The organism is Salmonirosea aquatica, from assembly GCF_009296315.1.
GTDB lineage: Bacteria > Bacteroidota > Bacteroidia > Cytophagales > Spirosomataceae > Salmonirosea > Salmonirosea aquatica.
The window spans coordinates 2,350,814-2,371,641 of sequence record NZ_WHLY01000002.1; the positions used below are offsets into that span (position 1 = coordinate 2,350,814).

Here is a 20,828-nt window from a genome sequence, read left to right on the forward strand (position 1 = left end):
TCTCATCATTCACCCTTCATCCTTACGAAATGCGGCTGGTTTCCCATCCTGTCCTGTGCAATTATTACCTAACCTACCGTTGTAATGCCACGTGTGGGTTTTGTGATATCTGGGAACGGCCCTCGCCCTACGTAACCCTCGACAACTTCCGGCAAAACGTCCGTGATCTCAAGGCATTGGGGGTAAAAGTCATCGACTTTACGGGCGGAGAGCCCCTGTTACACCGGCAATTGGACGAGCTGTTGCGCGAAGCCAAGAAGCAGGGGATGATCACCACTGTCACGACCAACGGGCTACTGTACCCCAAATACGCCGAACGGCTGCACGGCCTGGTCGACATGCTCCACTTCTCCCTGGATTCGCCCATTCGGGAAGAGCATGATCAATCACGGGGCGTAAAATGCTTCGATAAGGTGATGGAATCCATCGGGGTAGCGCGCCGGCTGGGCGAGCGGCCTGATATTCTTTTTACTGTTTTCGAAGAAAACATTCATCAGATCCGCCGTCTCTGGGAGGACATCTGCATACCTAATGACCTGGTACTGATTCTGAACCCCGTTTTTGAATACAACGACGTAGGCGGTCGGCTTTCCCCGGCCGCGCTGGAAGAACTGACCCGCTGGGGCAAACAAAAGAACGTGTACCTCAACGACGGTTTCGTGCAACTCCGTCTGGACGGCGGCAACCACGTCGCGGATCCTGTTTGCAAAGCGGCCAGCACTACGCTTGTCATCTCACCCGAAAACAAACTGGTGCTTCCGTGTTATCACCTGGGATTGAAGGAATTTCCCATTGAGGGGAATCTGAAAGCGCTCTATCAATCCGAAGAAGTCCAGAAGCTTGTGGCCCTGGAAGGCCGGCTGCCGGCCTGCGAGGGCTGCGCCATTAATTGCTACATGCAGCCTTCCTTTGCCGTAGAAATGAACAAATACTGGTGGAAAGCCCTGCCGAGCACCCTGAAGTACAATCGGATCAAAGGTACCTGGAAGCAAATGCTGCGGTTTTAAGCTCATTTTCCTCATTCTCCTACCTACCTCGGTTGTTCCGGTCGATCGGGCATTTTCAGCTTTTAAAATAATATTTTGGTAAGTTTGTAGAGAGCAGGAACACATTTCAACTACACCAAGAAGCAACACATTAGAACATGGGAATGGTCAACGACACGGTGGTATGGTTCATGAAGCGGCGTTTGCCGCGCATTCAGGAATTCATGGCCCGGCCCGTCGAAACCCAGCAACGCATGTTTTCTGAACTGGTCGAAACCGCCCGCTACACCGAGTGGGGCATGCGCTACAACTACAGCCAGATCAGAACCATCCGTGAATTCCAGGAGCAGGTACCCGTTTCGACTTACGAGGATTTATTCCCCTACATTGAGCGCGTACTGAAGGGCGAACCCAACGTACTGTGGCCATCGCCGGTAGAGGTGTTCTCTAAGTCATCAGGTACCACCAATGCCCGCAGTAAGTACATTCCCGTCACGCCCGAGTCGCTGGAAGAATGCCACTACATGGGCGGCAAGGACATGATGACGCTGCTCATCGCCAACCGGCCCGATACCCAGGTGTTCGATGGCAAGGGGCTTTCCATCGGGGGTACCATCCATGCCAACCCGTACGATCCCCGCACCCAGGTGGGCGATGTATCGGCGGTAATCATGCAGAACCTCCCCGCTTGGGGTCAGTTCATCCGTACCCCACCGCTGGAAGTGGCCCTCATGGATAATTGGGAAGAAAAGCTGGAAAAAATGGCTGAAATCTGTTCGCAGGAGAACGTAACCAGCATTTTGGGGGTACCTACCTGGACTATCGTACTGCTGGACCGGATTATGGCGCAAACGGGTGCAAGCTCCATGCTCGACGTATGGCCCGACTTTGAGGTATTTGTCCACGGCGCGGTGGCTTTCCACCCTTACCGCAATCTGTTCTCCCAAAAATATTTTCCTTCCGGCCAGACCTATTACCTCGAAACGTACAACGCTTCCGAAGGCTTCATTGGCCTGCAGGACGATCTGAGTAAGCCCGGCGAAATGCTCCTGATGCTGGATTATGGCATCTTTTATGAATTCATTCCCCCGGAAGAGGTAGGCAAACCCCATCCGCGGACGCTGACGCTGGACGAGGTGGAACTGGATAAGAATTACGCCATTGTCATCTCTACCAACGGGGGCCTCTGGCGTTACCTGATCGGCGATACCATCAAATTCACTTCGAGGTACCCCTTCCGCCTGAAAGTCAGCGGCCGCACCAAGCATTTCATCAATGCCTTCGGGGAAGAGTTGATCGTGGAAAATGCCGAAGCCGCCATTACCGAAGCCTGCGCACAAACCGGGGCCATTGTCAGTGACTTCACCGCCGGCCCCGTGTATATGGGCGACGGCTCAAAGGGCCGGCACGAATGGATCATCGAATTCTCGCAGGAACCCCACGATCGAAACGTCTTTTTTGAAATTCTGGACACCACCCTACGGCAAGTCAATTCCGACTATGATGCCAAGCGTTTCCAGGACATGGCCCTGCTCACGCCTTTGGTGCATACGGTGGCGCCAGGTACCTTTTACGAATGGATGGGGCGCCGCAAAAAACTGGGCGGCCAGAACAAGGTACCCCGGCTGAGCAACGACCGCAAGTACCTGGAAGAAATACTGGAGATAATCAGTCAGGAGAAATAACAACCTGGGTACCCTACCCCCGCACCAGTCCTTTCTCCCGCAGGAAATGATGCGTCATGACCGGCTTGTCGGGATGCAATACCAGCTGTTTCAGCACTTCACAAATAACAAGCTCGTGGTCGCCCCCATCGGCGTAGCCCGTCACCCGGCCTTGTACATAACCCACTGCTTCGGTGAGATAGGGGCAACCACGCTCGTCGAGGGCGTAGGGCAGGTTTTTGAATTTATCCACCTCCCTCCCGCTTTGGCGGCCTAGTTTGGCAATCAGCCGGGTTTGCTCTTCGGACAGTAGATTTATGTTCACAATTCCGCTTTTCTTCACCAGTTCCAGCGTATAGTCGGTTTTGTCCAGAGCTACGCACAGCATTTTTCCACCCATGGCCGTCTGCATGACCCACATGGCAATGTTGGCGTTTTTTCGCCCGTCGGGAGTAGCTGTGGTGATCGAGTGAATGTCGTAGTTTTTGTATTTGAGTAATTTTCGTGGCATTCGCTTCCAGCTGTTGTGAAAAAATAAATTCTTCCTACTTCGATCAACTCGGATACTCCGACATTGTTGTCAGTTCAGTTGCGTTCACGAAGAACATCAGCGGGGATGGAAGTACTTCCCGGAAAATAATTAATTTTGCCCGACTGAAAAAAATCTAATTACCCCGCCTAATGACCCACCAGGACTTTTTGCACGCCCTCGTTTGTCCCACCACTCATACCCCGCTCCAACTGGCCGATGACGAAAAAAGCCTGACCAGCCAGGATGGGGTCACCTACGAAGTGGGCGACACGGGCATCGTCAATATGCTTTACCCGAAGGAGTTGCTTCCTGATGACGCCCGTGAGCAGTATCTCTACGACCAGGCTTTCCTGCGTTACGACCGGGGCGTTTCCTGGGTTTTCGAAACCCTCAACCATTCCGACGAAGCCGCCACACGTGCGTTTATGATTGGCCTGATGGATCTCAAGCCCGGCATGACCGCCCTGGAAGTGGGAGCCGGAACGGGCAAAGATTCAGCGCTGATTCTTGAAAAAGTTAAACCCGGTGGTACCGCCGTTCTTTCGGACCTGTCGCCCAATATGCTGAAACTGGCACAGGACAAACTGGCCGTCGACGATGTTAACGTGCATTATTTCCTGGGTAATGGTTCCTACCTGCCCTTTGCCGACGACACCTTCGATGCCGTTTTTCATTTCGGAGGGATCAATACCTTTTCGGAGCGCAAAAAAGCCTTCGACGAGCTCACCCGTGTGGTGCGTCCGGGCGGAAAGGTCGTGATCGGCGACGAGAGCATTGCCCCCTGGATGCGCAACCAGCCCACCTACCAGACCCTCTGGAAGGCCAACCCGCTGTTCCGCGCCGAGGTACCCCTGGAAGATGTGCCCCCCAATGTGGCGAATTTCAGACTACACTGGGTTTTTGGAAATGCTTTTTACGTCATGGAGTACACCGTAACGGCTCAGGCCCCCGAAATAGATATTGACCTGCCCATTCCCGGCAAGGATTTTGTGGATAATTGGCGGATCAGGGCCGAGAAAGCCGGGGAGTAAATTTTTGAAACGAGTTTGTGAAGTGTATGGGTGTATGAGTGAAAAGTTCATGAGTCGATAGGGGGGGTACCCTGTTCTGACCTCACAAACTAATGAACTCATAAACTCCTGAACTCCTGACTCCTCAACTCATCAATATGTGGATTAAAAAAGGAATAGTATATAAGCCTGATGGTACCCTGCCGCACAGCCTTTCGCACGCGCAGGTACCTTTTGCCTATAAGCACCAGGATTTTCTGAGGATTTATTTTTCGTCGCGCGACGCCCAGGGGCAATCCCGGCCTACCTTCATCGACGTAGATTACGACGATCCGGCCCAAATTTTATATATCCACGACAAGCCCGTTCTGGAACTCGGTGGACCGGGCGAGTATGACGAAACCGGAGCCATGCCCGCGTGGTTTGTGGACCGTCCCAACGGCGATATCTGGCTGTATTATACCGGCTGGAACCGGACCTGGAACTCCTACCGGCTCTCGATGGGCTTGTCGGTGAGCCATGACGGCGGGCTTACATTTAAGAAAATGTTTACCGGCCCCATTATGGATCGCAGCATACAGAACCCCATCTGGGCGGCGCAGCCGTCGGTCCTGATCGATGAGGACGGTACTTGGCGGATGTGGTACATATCGGGCCATAAGTGCGAGTACATACACGGCTATCCCGAACCCTTCTACCGGGGGCAATCGGCAATTTCGAAAGACGGAATTCACTGGGAAATCAGCGAGGTACCTACCCTGGAATTCGACGATTTCCTGCACGCCGTGGGGCGCCCGAGTGTGTTCAAGGAGGATGGGCTATACAAAATGTACTATTCCTACCGCCATACCCGCGACTACCGCACCGATCGCAACCAAAGTTACCGGCTGGGGTACGCGGAGTCAAAAGACGGTACCCACTGGGAACGGAAAGACCATTTGGTGGGAATAGCGAAATCTGAGAATCCGGAGGATTTTGATTATACCATGATTAATTACGCCCACCGCTATGAACATAATGGCAAAAAGTACCTCCTCTACAATGGTAACGGCTTTGGAGCGGCGGGTTTTGCCTATGCCGTCTGGGAGGATTGATTGGAGTGGATGGTAGTAAATTATATCGCAACACTGAATGCTTTAGCATTTAAATCAATTCAATCTCTAAACGAACCAACGCACCACTAGCTAAAATCAATGTACGAACTGAGGTGGGTCAGTCGTTGGCGCAAAAAAGAGTAGTACCTAGCACTATCTTTTTACACACATCTAAAACAAAACCATGACAACGCATAAGGAAGAGTTCAATAAAAACGGCTACGTGTTGCTGCGTAACTTTCTGGACCAGGAAACCGTAGCGGAAATTTATCGCGAGGCGCGGGAGATTTTTGCCACCCAAATCAAACGGGTTGCGGGGCAACCGGTCGATATCGAGGATCGGGATGCCTTTGAGGCGGCCATGTTTGATTTCTTTGAAAAAGATTTCGACGCTTTCGTCAATACGGGTAAGACCGTTCAGCATTCATTTTCGCTTCATCGCCTGGCGGTAAGCAAGCAAATTGAAGCTATTTTAAAAGAAATCGGCATCGAAAAACCCGTGATTGGGGCGCGTCCTGCCATGCAGTTCAATAGCCGGTTCCTGTCCAAAGACGGCAGCAAGCACTGGAAGCTCGATGCTCACCAGGATTGGCGTACTGGACAAGGCTCGCTGGACAGTACCGTGATCTGGTTTCCGATGGTGGAAGCTGGCGCCGAAATCGGCGCGTTGCAGGTGATTCCGGGCAGTCACAAATCGGGGCTGTTGGAAGCCAATACTTCCGGCTATCAGGGCGGCATAACGGCCACCTTGAAAGAAGAGGATTTTGTGCAGACAGAATTCCGGGCAGGTGATGTTCTTATTTTCTCCGCTTTTTTGGTACACCAGTCGGGCAATAATGTTACCCGTAACATCCGCTGGTCGGTGCAGTTGCGCTACAACAATCTGGCCGAGCCTACTTTTATTGAACGGGGATACCCCATGGCTTATATTTACAAGCCGGAACCCGATTTGGTGACACCAAATTTTCCTACCCCTCAGCAATTGAAGGATTTGTACAGATAGGAGTTATGAGCTATGACGGGGTTGCACGGGCAAATACCACTAAGGAGCACGCCGTCTTTCATTCACTCATTCAGCCATGACCAAAGTCAGCGTAACGATACTTACATATAATCAGGTAGCTTTTATTGGGCAAGCCATCGAAAGCGCACTCAATCAGATTACGGATTTTCCGTACGAGATTCTAGTGGGTGACGACTATTCTACGGATGGTACCCGGGATGTGATCCTAGATTACCAGAAACGCTACCCTGACAAGGTAAAGCCCGTTTTGCACAAGACTAATCTTGGCCAAAACGGGCTTTTCAATACCATCGAAACCCTCAAGCTGGCAAAGGGAAAGTACATTGCTCCGCTGGATGGCGACGACTATTGGACAAGCCCGCACAAGTTGCAAAAACAGGTGGATTTTATGGAAAGCCATCCTGATTTCTCGGCCTGTTTTCATAATGCCCTCATTACCTATGAGGACGGCTCGCCCGCGCGGGAAGTCAACGCCCCTGATCAGAAGCAGGTCATTGGGATGGACGATCTCATTGGCGAAGACGAAATATGGTTCATGGCTACCTCGGCGGTGATGTTTAAGCATGGCCTGATTCACTATCCCGAATGGTTTTTGAAATCGACGAGCGGCGATATACCCCGCTACGTGATTCTGGCTAAGAACGGCCCTATCGGTTATATTCCTGACACTATGTCGGTTTATCGAAAAAACCACGCGGGAGCAAGCTTTAAAGACCACTATCGCGACGCTCGTTTTCTCAGCAACCGCATTATGATGTACGAGGGAATCAATGCCGAAACCAGGCACCAATACAACTCATTGCTTCGCAAGAATATAGCCCGCTACCACCGCATGATGCTCGACGCCCGGCAATATGGCAGAAGCTATTTTCGGCGCGCAGGGCTGGCAGTCCACTACCTGCAGTACCGCCGACCCGATCAGGCTGAAACCCGGGAAATCTTCCGTGATTATATCCTGCCTAAGTGGGTTGTGGACATTTACAGTTTCTTTGCGTTGCTGCCACACCGATTACGGCGAACGACATGACGAAGGTTTCGGTCTGTGTACCTACCTACAACCACGCAGATTATATCGCGCAGATGCTCGACGGAGCTTTGGCGCAGCAAACTACGTTTTCCTACGAGATCGTGGTTGGTGATGATGGTTCTACGGATGGTGCACCAGCTATTATCCAGGCCTACACCGAGCGCTACCCCGATCGCATCCGTGCCTACCTACATCCCAAGAATTTAGGGCCAAACGTACCGCGCGAGTTTGCCGGACGGAACAATGTCCTTTTTCTGTTGAAAGCCTGCCGGAGTGAGTACGTGGCGCTTTGTGAGGGCGACGATTATTGGACCGATCCTCAGAAATTGCAAAAGCAGGTCGACTTCCTGGATACTCATCCTAATTTTGTCATCTGCCATCACAATGTGCGGGTCGTCTTCGAAGATGGCTCACCCGGACATTTGTTCAATACCCCTGATCAAAAAGGTACCTCCACGATTGACGATTTACTGGCCGACCGCTGGTTCATGGCCACGGCGAGCCTGATGTACCGCAACTATTTCCTGACCGAAGATTTCGCAGACTGGCATGCCCAGGCCGCCGCCGGAGACTGGGCCCTGGTACTGCAACTGGCCGCCCGTGGTAAAATAGGGTACCTTCCCGACGTGATGGGTGTCTATCGCAAGCATAAGGAGGGACTAAGCCATGTTCATACGCCCGCGAATGAATGGTTTGTAAAAAATAAAAAGGAGATGTTTGAAAACGTCAGGGCCTGGCTGAAGGCAAATGAAGCTCGATTCACCTATTGACGATTACAGGGGGCAGGGGGTACCCTCTGCGCGAAGTGGTTCGATTCTTGCCCTGCTTACAGTTCAGACTTCTACTAAGCCGTAGTCCTCTGTCCATTTAAGACCATGTCCCCCGCGTTGACCCTTTTTCTCCCTATCTTTGGGCTTTCAAATCCAGCTGTTTGTCTATGAAATTAAGCGTAGTTATTCCTGCCTACAACGAAGAAGAATCCATTCCCCACACCCTTCGGACTTTGAATAAGGCTTTGCGGAAATACAATATTCCACACGAAATATTGGTAACCAACGACAACTCAAAAGACGGAACCTTGCGCGTATTAGATGAACTATCCGTAGAAATTCCCGAATTGGTATACTATACCAATCTTGGTCCCAACGGTTTCGGATACGCGGTACGCTACGGTCTGGAACGTTTCAACGGCGATTGTGTGGCTGTATTTATGGCCGATATGTCCGACGATCCCGACGACCTGGTAAAGTACTATTTCAAAATGCTGGAAGGGAACTACGACTGTGTATTTGGCTCGCGCTGGTCCAAAGGGGGGAAGGTGGTGGAATATCCGAAACTGAAAAAATTCATTAACCGAGTCGCTAATTTTATCGTACGAATTGTCATGGGTATCAGCTACAACGATACCACCAATGCATTCAAACTCTATAAACGCGAGACGATAGAGGGCATCAAGCCCTTTCTTTCGCCTCACTTCAACCTTACCATCGAGCTACCGCTCAAAGCCATAGTAAGGGGCTACAACTATGCCATAGTGCCCAATAGCTGGACCAACCGGAAATACGGCGAGTCCAAATTGAAAATTAAGGAAATGGGTAGCCGCTACTTTTTCATCCTGATGTACTGCCTCATCGAGAAGTATTTTGCCCAGGGTGATTTTATGAAAAAAACAAAGCAACCGTCCAAGCAAGTCAGCCGCTAAGAGTTTACCCTCATTCTTCCTCTGCTCTTGTCGGTTACACCCATTTCACGTGCAGTTCAGCGGCTCTGCCGCCAGCGATCAAAAAGATTTTCTTACGCAAAAAAGATTCAGCTTGTTGATCTTCTGTATCCTCCTGATACTGAGTGGCACGCCTTGCCTAATTCCTGGATAGGCTACTAAAAAATACCCTTTACTAAATCATGCCGTCAGTATTTGGACTAGCACTCCAAAGCAGGTACATTTACATAGCCGTCCTCTGTTTGCGGGGAAGTGCAGGCAAATGCTTTAGCTACTCAGCGCAAAAACTTTTATGGAAAAAATTTTACTACATCCCCATGCGGTGATGTCTCTAATCCTGTGCCTTACGGCAGGATTGGTCATCCTTTCCTTTTCCAATCTCGAGCATAAGCCCTCCTGGACGCGCTGGCTCATCGCAGCGTCGGTGGGTATCCTGGGGTGGCAATTCGATAATGTAATCACGTTCGGTCTCAATCCCGTCTATCTGGAATCCGTTCCCTGGCGCAAGTGGGAGTTGGTGCTGGTCTATGGCTTATCCAGCGTATTCATCCTGCTGGCTCAAATACAACTCGCCTACCTTTTTCCCGAAAACCCCTTCAAACGGGAGCGTAAAATTGTATTGTGGGTCTGTACTGCGGCTTTAAGTTTGGTGTGGCTATATTATGTCTACCATGTTTTTTCCAGTCAGGGACATCGGGAATTTGAAGAACCGGTCATAATCGCTATTCCGGCTTTATTCATCATAAGCTGGACCATACTGGTATATCTCCGAAAAGTATTCTACTTCCGTACTCACAGCAATCGGCAGTCCATGACCGCCTGCTTGTTGCTGATGCTGATGGAGTTGTTCTTTATCGGCTCAGAAATTGATGCGGTCACGATTGGGATCTATAGCTCGGTAGGGTACTGGATCTATTTTCTTTTCACCTGGATCGGGATTCTGGGAGGAGCCATCCTCTACATAGTATTTTCAACAGTTCCCATCACTTTTCAGGTCAAGTTGGTGGGTTTTACGTTCGTGCTGGTCATGCTGGTACTTTCAGTGGTCACCCTTACTTTTTTTCCTCCTTTTCCACCTGAAGATTTGGTCCATCGGGCTGAGATCCAGGAAAATCTAATCAATGTCTGTGGCTTGATCGTTATGTCCACTTTTCTGGTAGCGCTGGTATACCCCATCATTTTGCGTGCCAGTATTATCATACCGCTCGAACGGTTGCTGGTGGGAGTGAACAAGGTACGCGAAGGAGCCGTGGACACATCCGTCAGAGTCACCTCCAACGACGAAATCGGTTTTCTTACCGAAAACTTCAATCTTATGACGGGCACACTTAAGCAAGCCCGTTCCGAACTGGCTTCCTATGCTTCGGATCTGGAAAAGAAGGTGGAAGAACGCACCACACAGCTACAGGAGTCACTGGAGTATTTGAAAGCTACCCAGGCACACCTCATCCGGCGCGAGAAAATGGCATCCCTGGGTGAGCTCATGGCAGGCATCGCCCATGAAATTCAGAATCCGCTGAACTTTGTCAATAACTTTTCTGAATTCGGGCTGGAGCTTATCGAAGAGTGGAAAGCGGAAGAAACAAAACCTGTGATCGACAAGGAGTTTCAGGCCGAAACCGTACGGAGCATCGAATTGAACCTGAAAAAAATAAACGAACACGGCAAGCGCGCCGACGCGATCGTGAAAAACATGCAGCTCCAATCGCGCATCAGCACGGGCCTTAAAGAACCTACCGATCTGAATCAACTGGCTAATGAATACTTGCGGCTTTCCTACCAGGGGTACTGTTCTCAAAAAGAAAGTTTTAAGGCTACCCTACACACCCAACTCGACCCTTCCCTCAACCAGGTACCCGTGGTAGTTCAGGATGTGAGTCGGGTTTTCGTCAACTTGTTCAACAACGCTTACTATGCCATCGAGATGAAACAAAAAGCCGGGATGCAGGCCTACGAACCCAGCCTGGTCGTTACCTCACGGCAATTGCCCGATTGCATCGAAATGCGGATTCGGGACAATGGCGTGGGCATTCCGGAAAATTTACAAAGGAAGATTTTTCAACCCTTTTTTACCACGAAGCCCGCAGGGCAGGGTACCGGGTTAGGATTAGCTTTGGCGTATGATATTATCATCAATGACCACGGGGGTACCATCGATTTGGTTAGCCGAGAGGGCGAGTTTACCGAATTCTTCTTTACGGTACCTATCGCGTAAACCACCGCTCCACAAATTTCAGGCTATACACCAGGTAGGAAAGTACCGTCCCAACGGTAACTCCGCTGATCAGCATCCACAAAAAGATCGACTGCCGGTGTACCCGGAAGGCTACGGCTATAAAGGTCCCTCCAATAGGGGTGAAAAGAAGCGGCGTAAGCAGCGCGATGCCGATTATACCAAATCGTTTCCAGATACGGACCGCCATCCGGCTGGACTTGCTGAACCGACGGGGCTTTTCCTTGCGCCAGCGCTTGATAAGTACCTGAACGCCTTTCCCAATATAGGTGGTAGCCACCACGGCCAGCATCATACCTGCCGCTGAACAGATGGCGGTTTCGTACCATTCGAGTCCCAACGCCAGGCCCGTGATCGGTCCGGCAAAGAATTTGACCGCCGCAGCTAGTGCCACGGACAAATATTTGATTGCTAACCCCTCTCTCATACGTTGGCATGAATTAATTCGGCGGCCACGCGCCGTGCCTCCCGGTCGCTGGCCACGTAGTCGTCGTACTGAGGGGTGCTTACAAAAGCAACACGGGTAGTGCAGTGCTCGATAACGTCCGAAATTTCCAGAAAACCGATCTCATCATTCAGGAAAGCCGCTACAGCGACTTCGTTAGCCGCGTTAATCACACACGGCCGATTACCTCCCCTGGCCAGTCCGTCGTAGGCGAGCGCTAGATTTCGGAAGGTACCACTGTCGGGCTTCTCGAAGGTAAGGGTAGGGTAGGCCGTAAAATCGAAGCGGGGAAAGTCGGCCTTCATGCGCTGGGGGTACCCCAAAGCATACTGGATGGGCAGGCGCATGTCGGGCAAGCCCATCTGGGCTTTGATACTACCGTCTTCGAACTGCACCATCGAATGGATAATGCTTTGTGGATGTACCACTACGTCAATTTGCTCCGGTGTCAGGTCAAAGAGCCACTTGGCTTCGATAACTTCCAGCCCCTTGTTCATCAGGGTAGCCGAATCGATCGTGATTTTAGCCCCCATGGTCCAGTTGGGATGTTTGAGCGCCTGAGCTTTGGTCACGGTAGCGAGGTAGGCGCGGTCTTTGCCCCGAAAGGGTCCGCCCGAAGCAGTCAGGATTATTTTTTCGATTGGGTTCTGTTCTTCTCCGGTCAGGCACTGGAAGATCGCGGAGTGCTCTGAGTCTACGGGTAATATACCTACCTGATGTTTTTTAGCCAGTTGCGTAATCAGTTCACCCGCCACTACAAGCGTTTCCTTGTTAGCCAGGGCGATGGTTTTACCCGCCCGGATTGCGCGAATGGTAGGTAACAAACCCGAGTACCCTACCAGGGCGGTAAGTACTACATCGATAGAATCTGACTCTACCACCGAAGCCAGCGCTTCGTCGCCCGCATATACTCGTATACCCCGGTGCGAAAGTGCCGAATGTACCGGATCAAACATTTTTTCATTCCCGATTACCACCACATCGGGATGAAACCGGACCGCTTGTGCAATCAAAAGCTTGGCATTATTCTGCGCGGTAAGTACCGACACCCCAAAAGCATCGGGATGCGCCGCAATCACTTCTAAGGCCTGCGTGCCAATGGAGCCCGTAGACCCGAGCAGGGCAATTCTTTTTTTAGTCATTCCTGTTAATGTTGACCGGTTTGGCGGTACTAGGATCGATTAAAGACATTTCTCTTCGATCACGCTGTTTTTGGTTTCAACTTTGCTTTAATCCATCCGCAATTTTACGGTCGTTGGACAGCCGGGGAACTTTGTTCTGGCCACCCAGCTTCCCTTCCGAACGCATATAATTGATAAAAGCATTTTTAGGCAGCGATGTAATCACCAAGGGCCGTAAAATTGACCCGGTAATCAGATCGTCGTAATATACGTTCAGCTCCGTGAGTCGCCGGTCGAGGTCCTCCGCAAAGGTTACGGGATCGGCTGGTGGCGTGGCAAACTCCACCAGCCATTCATGGTAGGGTAGCCCACCCTGAGGCGGAGCCACCATGGGGGCTACCGTGCACTCAGTCACTTCAACTTCGGGATGGCGCTGCATGGCATATTGAAGCGCTTTTTCAATCTCTTCCCCAATTACGTGTTCCCCGAAGGCCGAGATAAAATGTTTGATACGACCCGTAACCAATATCCGGTAGGGGTCAGTTGATACAAACTTTACGGTATCACCCAGCGAATAACCCCACAGCCCGGCATTGCTGTTAATAATCACCGCGTAATTTTTTCCTACCTCTACTTCTGCAATCGAAAGCCGCCTGGGTTTTTCATCAAAGTAGTTTTCAGTCGGAATAAATTCAAAGAAAATACCTGAATTCAACAGCAGCAGCAGCCCTTCGGCGGTTTGAGAATCCTGATAGGCGATAAACCCCTCAGAGGCCGGGTAGGTTTCAACAGAATCCACCCGCTTGCCAATGGCCTCGAAAAGTTTGGCACGATAGGGTTCGAAATTGACGCCCCCGTACACGAAAAGCGAAAAATCAGGAAATACATCCTTAATATCCTGGCCTGTTCGGGCCCGGATGCGGTCGAAGTACATCTGTACCCAAGGCGGGATGCCCGAAATGAGCGACATCGGCTGCTGGATCGTTTCGTCAATGATTTTTTCCAGCTTGGTTTCCCAGTCGTCAATGCAGTTGATTTCGTAGGTGGGCAGCTGATTGGTACGCAGATAAGCCGGCACATGATGATTGACGATCCCCGACAACCGGCCAATATGGATACCGGCTTTAGTAGTCAGTTCGGGGCTACCCGACAGAAATATCAGCTTCTTGTCCAGAAAGTCGGACTTTCCCGTCTCATGTACATAATTGAGCAGCGCGTCACGGGCCGAATTAATGTGGTTGGGTAAGGAATCAGCCGTAATGGGAATGTACTTGACTCCCGAGGTGGTACCTGAGGTTTTGGCAAAATAGGTGGGCTTACCCGGCCATAGTACGTCCGGCTCCCCATGGAGGATTTTCTCCACATAGGGTTTCAAATCTTCATAGTCGCGGATAGGTACAGCCTCCCTGAATTCATCGTAGGAATGCACATCCTTAAAAAAATGGTCTTTCCCAAATCGGGTACTTACTGCTTTGTTTATCAGCTTATTCTGCCATCCGGCCTGTATAGCCGGTCCTTCCGCCATCCAGCGGCGTTGATTATCCACAATGTAGCGAGCCAGCGGGAGGCTCAGCAATGCTCTAATTCCCATAGTTACGTAAAGGTAATTACTTTTATAAAATACCGTTCCCTACCCTAGTTCCTACTGCATTACTTACTGATTGCTAGACGTTTGGCTTATTTTAAGAAATGACTTTGTTTGTGGGCAATAATCTGTAATTTTGCGGACTTGTATTCAGAGGGTGATTTTTAAGAAAAAAATATGGGATTGTTTGATTTTTTGACGAGTGATATTGCGATTGATTTGGGTACTGCCAACACCCTGATCATCAGCAAGGACCAGGTAGTGGTAGATGAGCCCTCAATTATCGCTATCGATAAGGCAACGGGTAAAGTTTTGGCGATTGGCCACACGGCTATGCAGATGCACGAAAAGACGAACGAAAATATAAAGACCATCCGGCCTCTGAAAGATGGCGTAATTGCTGACTTCACAGCCGCAGAAATGATGATCCGGGGCATGATTAAGATGATTGACTCGGGGAACCGGTTTTTCACGCCCTCCCACCGGATGGTTATTTGCATTCCTTCGGGTATAACGGAAGTAGAGAAGCGGGCCGTAAAGGACTCCGCCGAACATGCCGGTGCTAAGGAAGTATACATGGTACATGAGCCCATCGCGGCGGCCATTGGCATTGGTATCGACATTACCCAGCCCAACGGCGTAATGATCGTGGACATTGGTGGTGGTACCACCGAAATCGCTGTTATCGCCCTATCGGGCATTGTGTGCGAGCAGTCGGTGCGCATAGCCGGGGACGTATTCACGCGCGATATTGTGGACTACATGCGTCGCGAGCATAACCTGCTCATTGGTGAACGCTCCGCCGAGATGATCAAGATTGCCATCGGCTCGGCCCTACCCGAATTGGATACCCCCCCCGACGACTATGAGATCCGGGGCCGCGACCTGATGACAGGTATTCCCAAAGAAATCAAGGTGACGTATAGCGAGATCGCCTACGCGCTCGATAAGTCCATTTCTAAGATTGAAGAAGCCGTTATGAAAGCGCTGGAAATATCACCGCCCGAGTTGTCGGCGGATATTTACCGCAACGGCATCCACCTCACAGGGGGTGGAGCATTACTCCACGGACTTGACAAGCGTTTGGCCGCCAAGACCAAGCTACCCATTCATGTAGCCGACGAACCCCTCAAAGCTGTTGTGCTGGGCACGGGAGACGTCTTGAAGAACCTGGAACTCTACAAGCCCGTACTGATTACCTAGGAAATTTTAGTTCGGCTGCCGCGATTTCTTTTGGCTCATGTTTCAACTTGTCGAGTTCTTTTCCCGGAACCGTAACTTTATTTTTTTCGTCCTGCTGGAGGTATTCAGTTTTTGGCTGATTGTCCAAAACAACTCCTATTGGAGCGCTACGTACTTTAACACTTCCAACTATTACGTAGCTAAAGTACTCACCGTATCCAATTCCATTCGGGAATACGCCCACTTACGAGAAATAAACGAAAATCTGGCCCAGGAAAATCTCAAACTCAATAGCCTGGTAGCCCGTTTGCAAGAACAAAATCCGGTAAATGCTCCGGCGGGTTATAAACCCGACTCGGTGTTTGCCAGCCGCTTCGAATTCATTGTCAGCAAGGTGATTATGAGTGAGACAAGCCGCCCCAATAACTACATAACCATTGACAAAGGCAGTGCGGAAGGTATACGTCCGGGGATGGGTGTAATCTCAGCGACTGGGGTAGTAGGTAAAGTAAAATTGTGCTCGGAACATTATTCTGTAGTTACGTCCATTCTGCATTCGCAGTTCATGGTGTCGTCCCGGCTGGTTCGTAGCGGTGAAATAGGGCCTGTCCGCTGGTTGAGCAAGGACCCGACTGTCATTTCGATGATGGATGTTTCGCGGTACAAAAAAGTAATCAGGGGTGATTCGGCCGTAACCTCTAATTTCAACTCCGTGTTTCCACCGGGTATTATGGTAGGTACGGTCAGGAAAGTAACGATCCGGCCCGATCAGACCTTTTATGATATCGATCTTAATGTGGCGACGGATTTTGCCAGCTTATCGTACGTGTATGTAGTACAGAATAACCTACAGCCTGAGCAGGAAGCCTTACAAAAACCTTTGGACGAAGAACGCCGATGACCCTTCGCGAGATCCTACAGTATTCCCTTTGGTTTTTGCTCTATCTGGTACTGCAAATCCTGATTCTGCGCAGTATCGTGTTGTTCGACTACGCTTTCTGCTTTGTGTATATTGCTGGAATCCTACTGCTGCCTGCCGAAGTGAACCGGACGCTTTTGCTCATCTTGGGGTTTCTGACGGGCTTACTGGTGGATGTTTTCTACAACACACTGGGTATGCATGCAGCGGCCGCTGTCCTGATCGCTTATCTGCGTCCTTTTTGGATTCAGATTCAACTGGAAACCAAAGGTACCACCGAGCGTCTGGAGATTTCGATGACTGAATTGGGCATTGGCGGCTATCTGACATACCTGCTTCCGCTGGTTTTTATACACCATGCGGCACTCTTTTTAATTGAAATGAGTCATTTTGGAATGATTGGCTACACCTTACTTCGCATTGTAGCCAGTACCCTATTCACTACCTTTCTGATTACGGTCATCCAATTATTCTCAAAGCGCTAAGGTCCTTCACTCTCCTGACAATTTGGCTGTTTCACGACTGGTTGGCGCGGAATTTGATATTCTATAATTTCCAATCCACCCACAGTCAACAAACCATTTGCCTGTTTCCAAGTTGGTACTTAAAAACCTCCCGCATTTCTATCTGTGATAAATCGCTATTGATTGATTCCAGGTACCGTTCATCAAGTACTGATACCCCGGATTTGGAGCTAGTCTTAAAATTTGTAAATTGTGCATTCCTATGTCAGCTATTATGTCAGAAGCACCTATGAAGAAAGGCTACACGGACGCTGAGAAACATGAAGTTTTCAACCGTGAGTTCATGCCGCATATCGATTCGATGTACAACTTCGCCTTTCGGCTTACTACCGACGAAGACGACGCCAACGATCTGGTTCAGGACACCTACCTAAAAGCCTTCCGATTTATTTCATCCTTCGAGCAGGGTACCAATGCTAAGGCATGGCTGTTTCGGATTTTGAAGAATAGCTTTATCAACGACTATCGAAAGAAGAGCAAGCAACCCGCCAAGGTAGACTACCAAGAGGTAGAAACCACCTACAACTCGGAGGATGCGGCTGATACTTCACATACGGTGGACCTCCGGGCCGATGCCGTACAGGACATGATTGGCGACGAGGTAGCCAATGCCCTCAACTCTTTACCGGTGGATTTCCGGACAGTCATTATCCTTTGCGATATCGAGGGCTTTACCTACGAAGAAATGGCCAAAATTCTGGACATTCCCATCGGCACGGTCCGTTCGCGCCTGCACCGCGCTCGAAACCTTTTGAAAGAAAAATTAAGAAATTATGCAGGTTCGATGGGTTATGATGCCTAGGGCTTGAAACTTTTTTTGCGGGCCTTACGGTTATAAGGGCAACTGTATCACTACTACTGGTTTTACAAACACCCCATCCGCGATGAATGTATCATCTAAAACAACCGAGGCTGCCGGAGAGAAGCAAGCGCAGCCTATGAAGCAGCACTGCGAAAATCATGCCGAATGCATGAAAATGATCCAAATGATTTTGGATGGCGAAGCCAACGACGAGGAAAAGGAGCATTTCAGGCAAAACATGGACAAGTGTATGCCGTGTATCCAAACCTATCACCTCGAAAAGTGCATCAAGGATTCCCTTCAATATAAAGTAGAGCGTCGTCCCTGCCCCGAACGACTGGTGGCCGCGATCAAAGCCCAACTCAACCACTGATTTTAGCCCGGTGAAAGGAAAACTCCTCATTTTCTCTGCACCTTCCGGCTCCGGTAAAACAACCATCGTCCGGCACCTTCTCGATACCTTTCCTCAGTACCTTGCTTTTTCTGTTTCGGCCTGCACCCGGCCCCGTCGCGATTATGAAGTGGACGGCCGTGATTACTATTTCCTGTCTGTTTCGGAATTCAGGCAGCGCATCGCCAGCCACGAATTTGCTGAATGGGAAGAAGTCTATGCCGGAAATTATTACGGAACATTGAAAGCCGAGATCGAACGCCTTTGGGCGGAAGGTAAGCATGTACTTTTCGACGTGGACGTAAAGGGCGGCTTGAAACTGAAGGAGGCTTATGGCGACCGCGCACTGGCTGTCTTTGTAAAAGTTTCTTCTGAAGAAGAAATCAAGCGCCGACTTAATTTCCGGGGTACCGAAACCGAAAGTACCATGGCAGTCCGACTGGCCAAAGTACGCTATGAGGCAAGCTTCGAGAAAGAATTCGATGAGGTACTTATCAATGACAATCTGGAAATGACTCTGCGCCAGGCAGAGAAACTGGTAGAGGATTTCGTCAAATGAAAATTGGCCTGTTCTTCGGTTCGTTCAATCCCCTTCATATTGGGCATCTGATCATAGCCAACACCATGGCTACCGCTACGGATCTGGAACAGGTATGGTTTGTGGTAAGCCCACACAATCCCTTCAAAAAAAACAAAAGTCTGCTGCACGAATTCGACCGCCTGGATATGGTCGAACGGGCCATTGCCGATAATTCCCGGCTAAAAGCCACCGATTTCGAGTTTCATTTGCCCAAACCCAGCTACACCATTGATACCTTGATCCGGCTGCTGGAGAGGTACCCTCAGCATGAGTTCAAACTTATCATGGGGGAGGATAATCTGGCGCAGTTTCCCAATTGGAAAAACCACGACAAAATTCTGGAATACGTAGGACTTTACGTGTATCCACGCCCGAACGCCGCCACCCATGCTTTCGGTGCTCATCCGCGCGTGACTTTCGTACCCGCACCGTTACTGGACATTTCGGCTACCTTCATCCGGGATGCTCTGCGCAGCGGGCGCTCCATCCGCTATCTGGTACCCGAAGTAGTGGAAGAAATGATCGTACGGAAGAAGTTTTATGTGTAGACCTACCTATTCTGGCAAATCGTTCTGATAGGTTATCTCCGACAGCAGTCCAACCGCATTGAACCGCAGAATCACTTTTGAGGCGGTAGACTTTTTAGTGATATCATCGCACTGGGTACCTTTTTCCAGAAAATACACATAGAATTTCTGGTTTCGGGCCCCTAGCTGATGTATATCAGGCCTGCCGAGAATTTGGCCCACGTCATCGGCAAACTTCCCCATCAGATTGGCCTGCTCGATCTTGAAATCCTTTACCAGAGTGGGCCGCACTCCGTTACAGGCACCACGGTCCTGCCGCCATTTTACTAAGTCCAGCCTTCCCAATTTGTCGGGTGCCGATTTACAGCTTATTAGCCAACCCATCAAAACCACTGCCAAAAACCCATGCTTCATGATTCTCATACGTTAGGTTGACCTTCATTGTAAAGTACCTGTAGGAGTGTTTGTCCTACGGCTTTCAGGGTTTTTGGATCAATATTATCCATATTGTCTTCCGTCGTATGCCAATCGTCGAAGAAGGTACGGCTCAGGTCGTTTACCCGGGTATGGATAATGTCGATCATAGGAAATTTGGCGGTCTCATTTACCGGCACATGGTCATCGGTGATAGCAGGCCCCTGCTGATCGATAAAGTAAGTACTGTATCCTAACTGACTGGCTGTATTCCAGACCGTACGCACCACTTCACTAGCATTTTTAGTCGAGAAACCTTCTTTGGGAAAAGTAGCGTTTTTGGCCCCTACCATATCCAGCAAAATACCAAAGTAAGCTGTGTAGTTGGGTACGTGCCGGTTCTCGGCCCAGTAGCGTGATCCCAGGCAAAAACCGGCGTAATTCCCATCACTGGTAACGGCTGATTTGCCCCAATCCTCAGCGTCGAAGAAAACGATATCGACGCCCAATTCGGGTTTATTTTTTGCTTCATGCAGTACCCTTGCTATTTCCAGCAGTACTCCTACCCCGCTCGCTCCGTCGTTGGCACCGGGTACTGCCTGGGTTTTGCGGGTCGAATCCTGGTCGGCAAAGGGGCGCGAATCCCAGTGCGAGGCTAGCATGATACGCTTGGAAGCCTGCGGCTGGTAGCTGCCTATGATGTTGCGGGCGTTGAGTTTTTTTCCGTCGTAGGTAGTGGCGACGAATTTTTGCTCCGTGACCGAGAAACCATACTGTTCCAACGTTCTTACCAGATAATCTCCGGCTTGCTCATGCGCTTTCGTATTGGGTACCCTCGGCCCGAAGGCGACCTGTTTTTCTACAAAGCCATACGCAGAATCGGCATCGAAAGTAGGAGCGGCGGCCATGGCTGTGGTTTGTTCAGTGGTTTGCTCCGAGGTGTCTTTGGTGTTGCAGGAGAGCGCGAACCCTACCAAACTCAGGGTGCATACTAGCAGACGAATTGAAGAAGAATACCGTGCTATCATCTATGCTGGAGTAGAATGTT

Annotated in this window: 22 protein-coding genes; 16 read left to right on the top strand and 6 right to left on the bottom strand. The window is 50.2% G+C overall.

Annotation, left to right across the window (positions count from 1 at the left end):
* The first annotated feature begins 29 nt into the window (after window positions 1-29).
* Window positions 30-1,007, top strand: a complete 978-nt coding sequence (locus GBK04_RS10885) for a radical SAM protein (protein WP_152759584.1) — start codon at window positions 30-32, stop codon at window positions 1,005-1,007.
* Between the two features lie 137 nt (window positions 1,008-1,144).
* Window positions 1,145-2,671: a GH3 auxin-responsive promoter family protein gene (locus GBK04_RS10890; RefSeq protein WP_152759586.1), complete on the top strand. Its 1,527-nt coding sequence runs from the start codon at window positions 1,145-1,147 to the stop codon at window positions 2,669-2,671.
* A 13-nt stretch (window positions 2,672-2,684) separates the two neighbouring features.
* Here GBK04_RS10890 and GBK04_RS10895 read toward each other — a convergent pair whose 3' ends face one another.
* Entirely contained in the window at window positions 2,685-3,161 is a 477-nt protein-coding gene (locus tag GBK04_RS10895) for a flavin reductase family protein (RefSeq protein WP_152759588.1), read from the bottom strand.
* A gap of 170 nt (window positions 3,162-3,331) precedes the next feature.
* On the opposite strand from GBK04_RS10895, the gene GBK04_RS10900 reads away from it, so the two are divergent.
* From GBK04_RS10900 to GBK04_RS10930, 7 genes are all read left to right on the top strand, one after another.
* Window positions 3,332-4,213, top strand: a complete 882-nt coding sequence (locus GBK04_RS10900; RefSeq protein ID WP_152759590.1) for a class I SAM-dependent methyltransferase — start codon at window positions 3,332-3,334, stop codon at window positions 4,211-4,213.
* A 137-nt stretch (window positions 4,214-4,350) separates the two neighbouring features.
* Complete coding sequence (locus tag GBK04_RS10905) at window positions 4,351-5,286, top strand: hypothetical protein (RefSeq protein WP_152759592.1); 936 nt, start codon at window positions 4,351-4,353, stop codon at window positions 5,284-5,286.
* Window positions 5,287-5,470: 184 nt separating this feature from the next.
* Window positions 5,471-6,289 (top strand): phytanoyl-CoA dioxygenase family protein, encoded by an 819-nt coding sequence (locus tag GBK04_RS10910; protein WP_152759594.1) that lies wholly within the window; start codon window positions 5,471-5,473, stop codon window positions 6,287-6,289.
* 76 nt (window positions 6,290-6,365) lie between these two features.
* Entirely contained in the window at window positions 6,366-7,337 is a 972-nt protein-coding gene (locus GBK04_RS10915) for a glycosyltransferase family 2 protein (protein ID WP_152759596.1), read from the top strand.
* Window positions 7,334-8,107 carry a glycosyltransferase family 2 protein gene (locus tag GBK04_RS10920; RefSeq protein ID WP_152759598.1) on the top strand — a complete coding sequence of 258 codons (774 nt, stop codon included), beginning with the start codon at window positions 7,334-7,336 and terminating at the stop codon, window positions 8,105-8,107. The genes GBK04_RS10915 and GBK04_RS10920 overlap by 4 nt, the downstream gene beginning before the upstream one ends.
* A gap of 167 nt (window positions 8,108-8,274) precedes the next feature.
* Entirely contained in the window at window positions 8,275-9,039 is a 765-nt protein-coding gene (locus GBK04_RS10925; protein WP_152759599.1) for a glycosyltransferase family 2 protein, read from the top strand.
* Window positions 9,040-9,349: 310 nt separating this feature from the next.
* Window positions 9,350-11,272 (top strand): sensor histidine kinase, encoded by a 1,923-nt coding sequence (locus GBK04_RS10930; RefSeq protein ID WP_152759601.1) that lies wholly within the window; start codon window positions 9,350-9,352, stop codon window positions 11,270-11,272.
* Here GBK04_RS10930 and GBK04_RS10935 read toward each other — a convergent pair.
* The 3 genes from GBK04_RS10935 to GBK04_RS10945 all read right to left on the bottom strand — a co-directional run bounded on the left by GBK04_RS10935 (window position 11,262) and on the right by GBK04_RS10945 (window position 14,447).
* Window positions 11,262-11,717 carry a hypothetical protein gene (locus GBK04_RS10935; protein WP_152759603.1) on the bottom strand — a complete coding sequence of 152 codons (456 nt, stop codon included), beginning with the start codon at window positions 11,715-11,717 and terminating at the stop codon, window positions 11,262-11,264. The two genes, GBK04_RS10930 and GBK04_RS10935, sit on opposite strands and share 11 nt — an antisense overlap.
* The gene (locus GBK04_RS10940; protein ID WP_152759605.1) at window positions 11,714-12,877 is read right to left on the bottom strand and encodes a 1-deoxy-D-xylulose-5-phosphate reductoisomerase; all 1,164 of its coding nucleotides are present in this window, start codon (window positions 12,875-12,877) and stop codon (window positions 11,714-11,716) included. Before GBK04_RS10940 ends, GBK04_RS10935 begins: the two co-directional genes overlap by 4 nt.
* Window positions 12,878-12,953: 76 nt before the next feature.
* Complete coding sequence (locus GBK04_RS10945) at window positions 12,954-14,447, bottom strand: GH3 auxin-responsive promoter family protein (protein ID WP_152759607.1); 1,494 nt, start codon at window positions 14,445-14,447, stop codon at window positions 12,954-12,956.
* A gap of 171 nt (window positions 14,448-14,618) precedes the next feature.
* Here GBK04_RS10945 and GBK04_RS10950 point away from each other — a divergent pair, with 171 nt between their 5' ends.
* The 7 genes from GBK04_RS10950 to nadD all read left to right on the top strand — a co-directional run bounded on the left by GBK04_RS10950 (window position 14,619) and on the right by nadD (window position 19,387).
* The gene (locus GBK04_RS10950; protein WP_152759609.1) at window positions 14,619-15,644 is read left to right on the top strand and encodes a rod shape-determining protein; all 1,026 of its coding nucleotides are present in this window, start codon (window positions 14,619-14,621) and stop codon (window positions 15,642-15,644) included.
* Window positions 15,645-15,681: 37 nt separating this feature from the next.
* On the top strand, window positions 15,682-16,524 hold the full coding sequence (gene mreC, locus GBK04_RS10955) for a rod shape-determining protein MreC (protein WP_152759610.1): 843 nt from the start codon (window positions 15,682-15,684) through the stop codon (window positions 16,522-16,524).
* On the top strand, window positions 16,521-17,027 hold the full coding sequence (locus tag GBK04_RS10960; RefSeq protein WP_152759612.1) for a hypothetical protein: 507 nt from the start codon (window positions 16,521-16,523) through the stop codon (window positions 17,025-17,027). Before mreC ends, GBK04_RS10960 begins: the two co-directional genes overlap by 4 nt.
* Before the next feature lie 241 nt (window positions 17,028-17,268).
* On the top strand, window positions 17,269-17,868 hold the full coding sequence (locus GBK04_RS10965; RefSeq protein ID WP_152759614.1) for a sigma-70 family RNA polymerase sigma factor: 600 nt from the start codon (window positions 17,269-17,271) through the stop codon (window positions 17,866-17,868).
* Window positions 17,869-17,950: 82 nt separating this feature from the next.
* On the top strand, window positions 17,951-18,241 hold the full coding sequence (locus tag GBK04_RS10970) for a phosphohydrolase (protein ID WP_152759616.1): 291 nt from the start codon (window positions 17,951-17,953) through the stop codon (window positions 18,239-18,241).
* Between the two features lie 10 nt (window positions 18,242-18,251).
* The gene (gmk, locus tag GBK04_RS10975; protein WP_373330889.1) at window positions 18,252-18,818 is read left to right on the top strand and encodes a guanylate kinase; all 567 of its coding nucleotides are present in this window, start codon (window positions 18,252-18,254) and stop codon (window positions 18,816-18,818) included.
* Entirely contained in the window at window positions 18,815-19,387 is a 573-nt protein-coding gene (gene nadD / locus GBK04_RS10980; protein ID WP_152759618.1) for a nicotinate (nicotinamide) nucleotide adenylyltransferase, read from the top strand. Before gmk ends, nadD begins: the two co-directional genes overlap by 4 nt.
* 6 nt (window positions 19,388-19,393) lie before the next feature.
* Here nadD and GBK04_RS10985 read toward each other — a convergent pair whose 3' ends face one another.
* Both GBK04_RS10985 and GBK04_RS10990 read right to left on the bottom strand, forming a co-directional pair.
* Complete coding sequence (locus GBK04_RS10985; protein WP_373330890.1) at window positions 19,394-19,780, bottom strand: hypothetical protein; 387 nt, start codon at window positions 19,778-19,780, stop codon at window positions 19,394-19,396.
* A gap of 5 nt (window positions 19,781-19,785) precedes the next feature.
* Window positions 19,786-20,808 carry a M28 family peptidase gene (locus GBK04_RS10990; protein WP_152759620.1) on the bottom strand — a complete coding sequence of 341 codons (1,023 nt, stop codon included), beginning with the start codon at window positions 20,806-20,808 and terminating at the stop codon, window positions 19,786-19,788.
* Window positions 20,809-20,828: the final 20 nt, after the last annotated feature.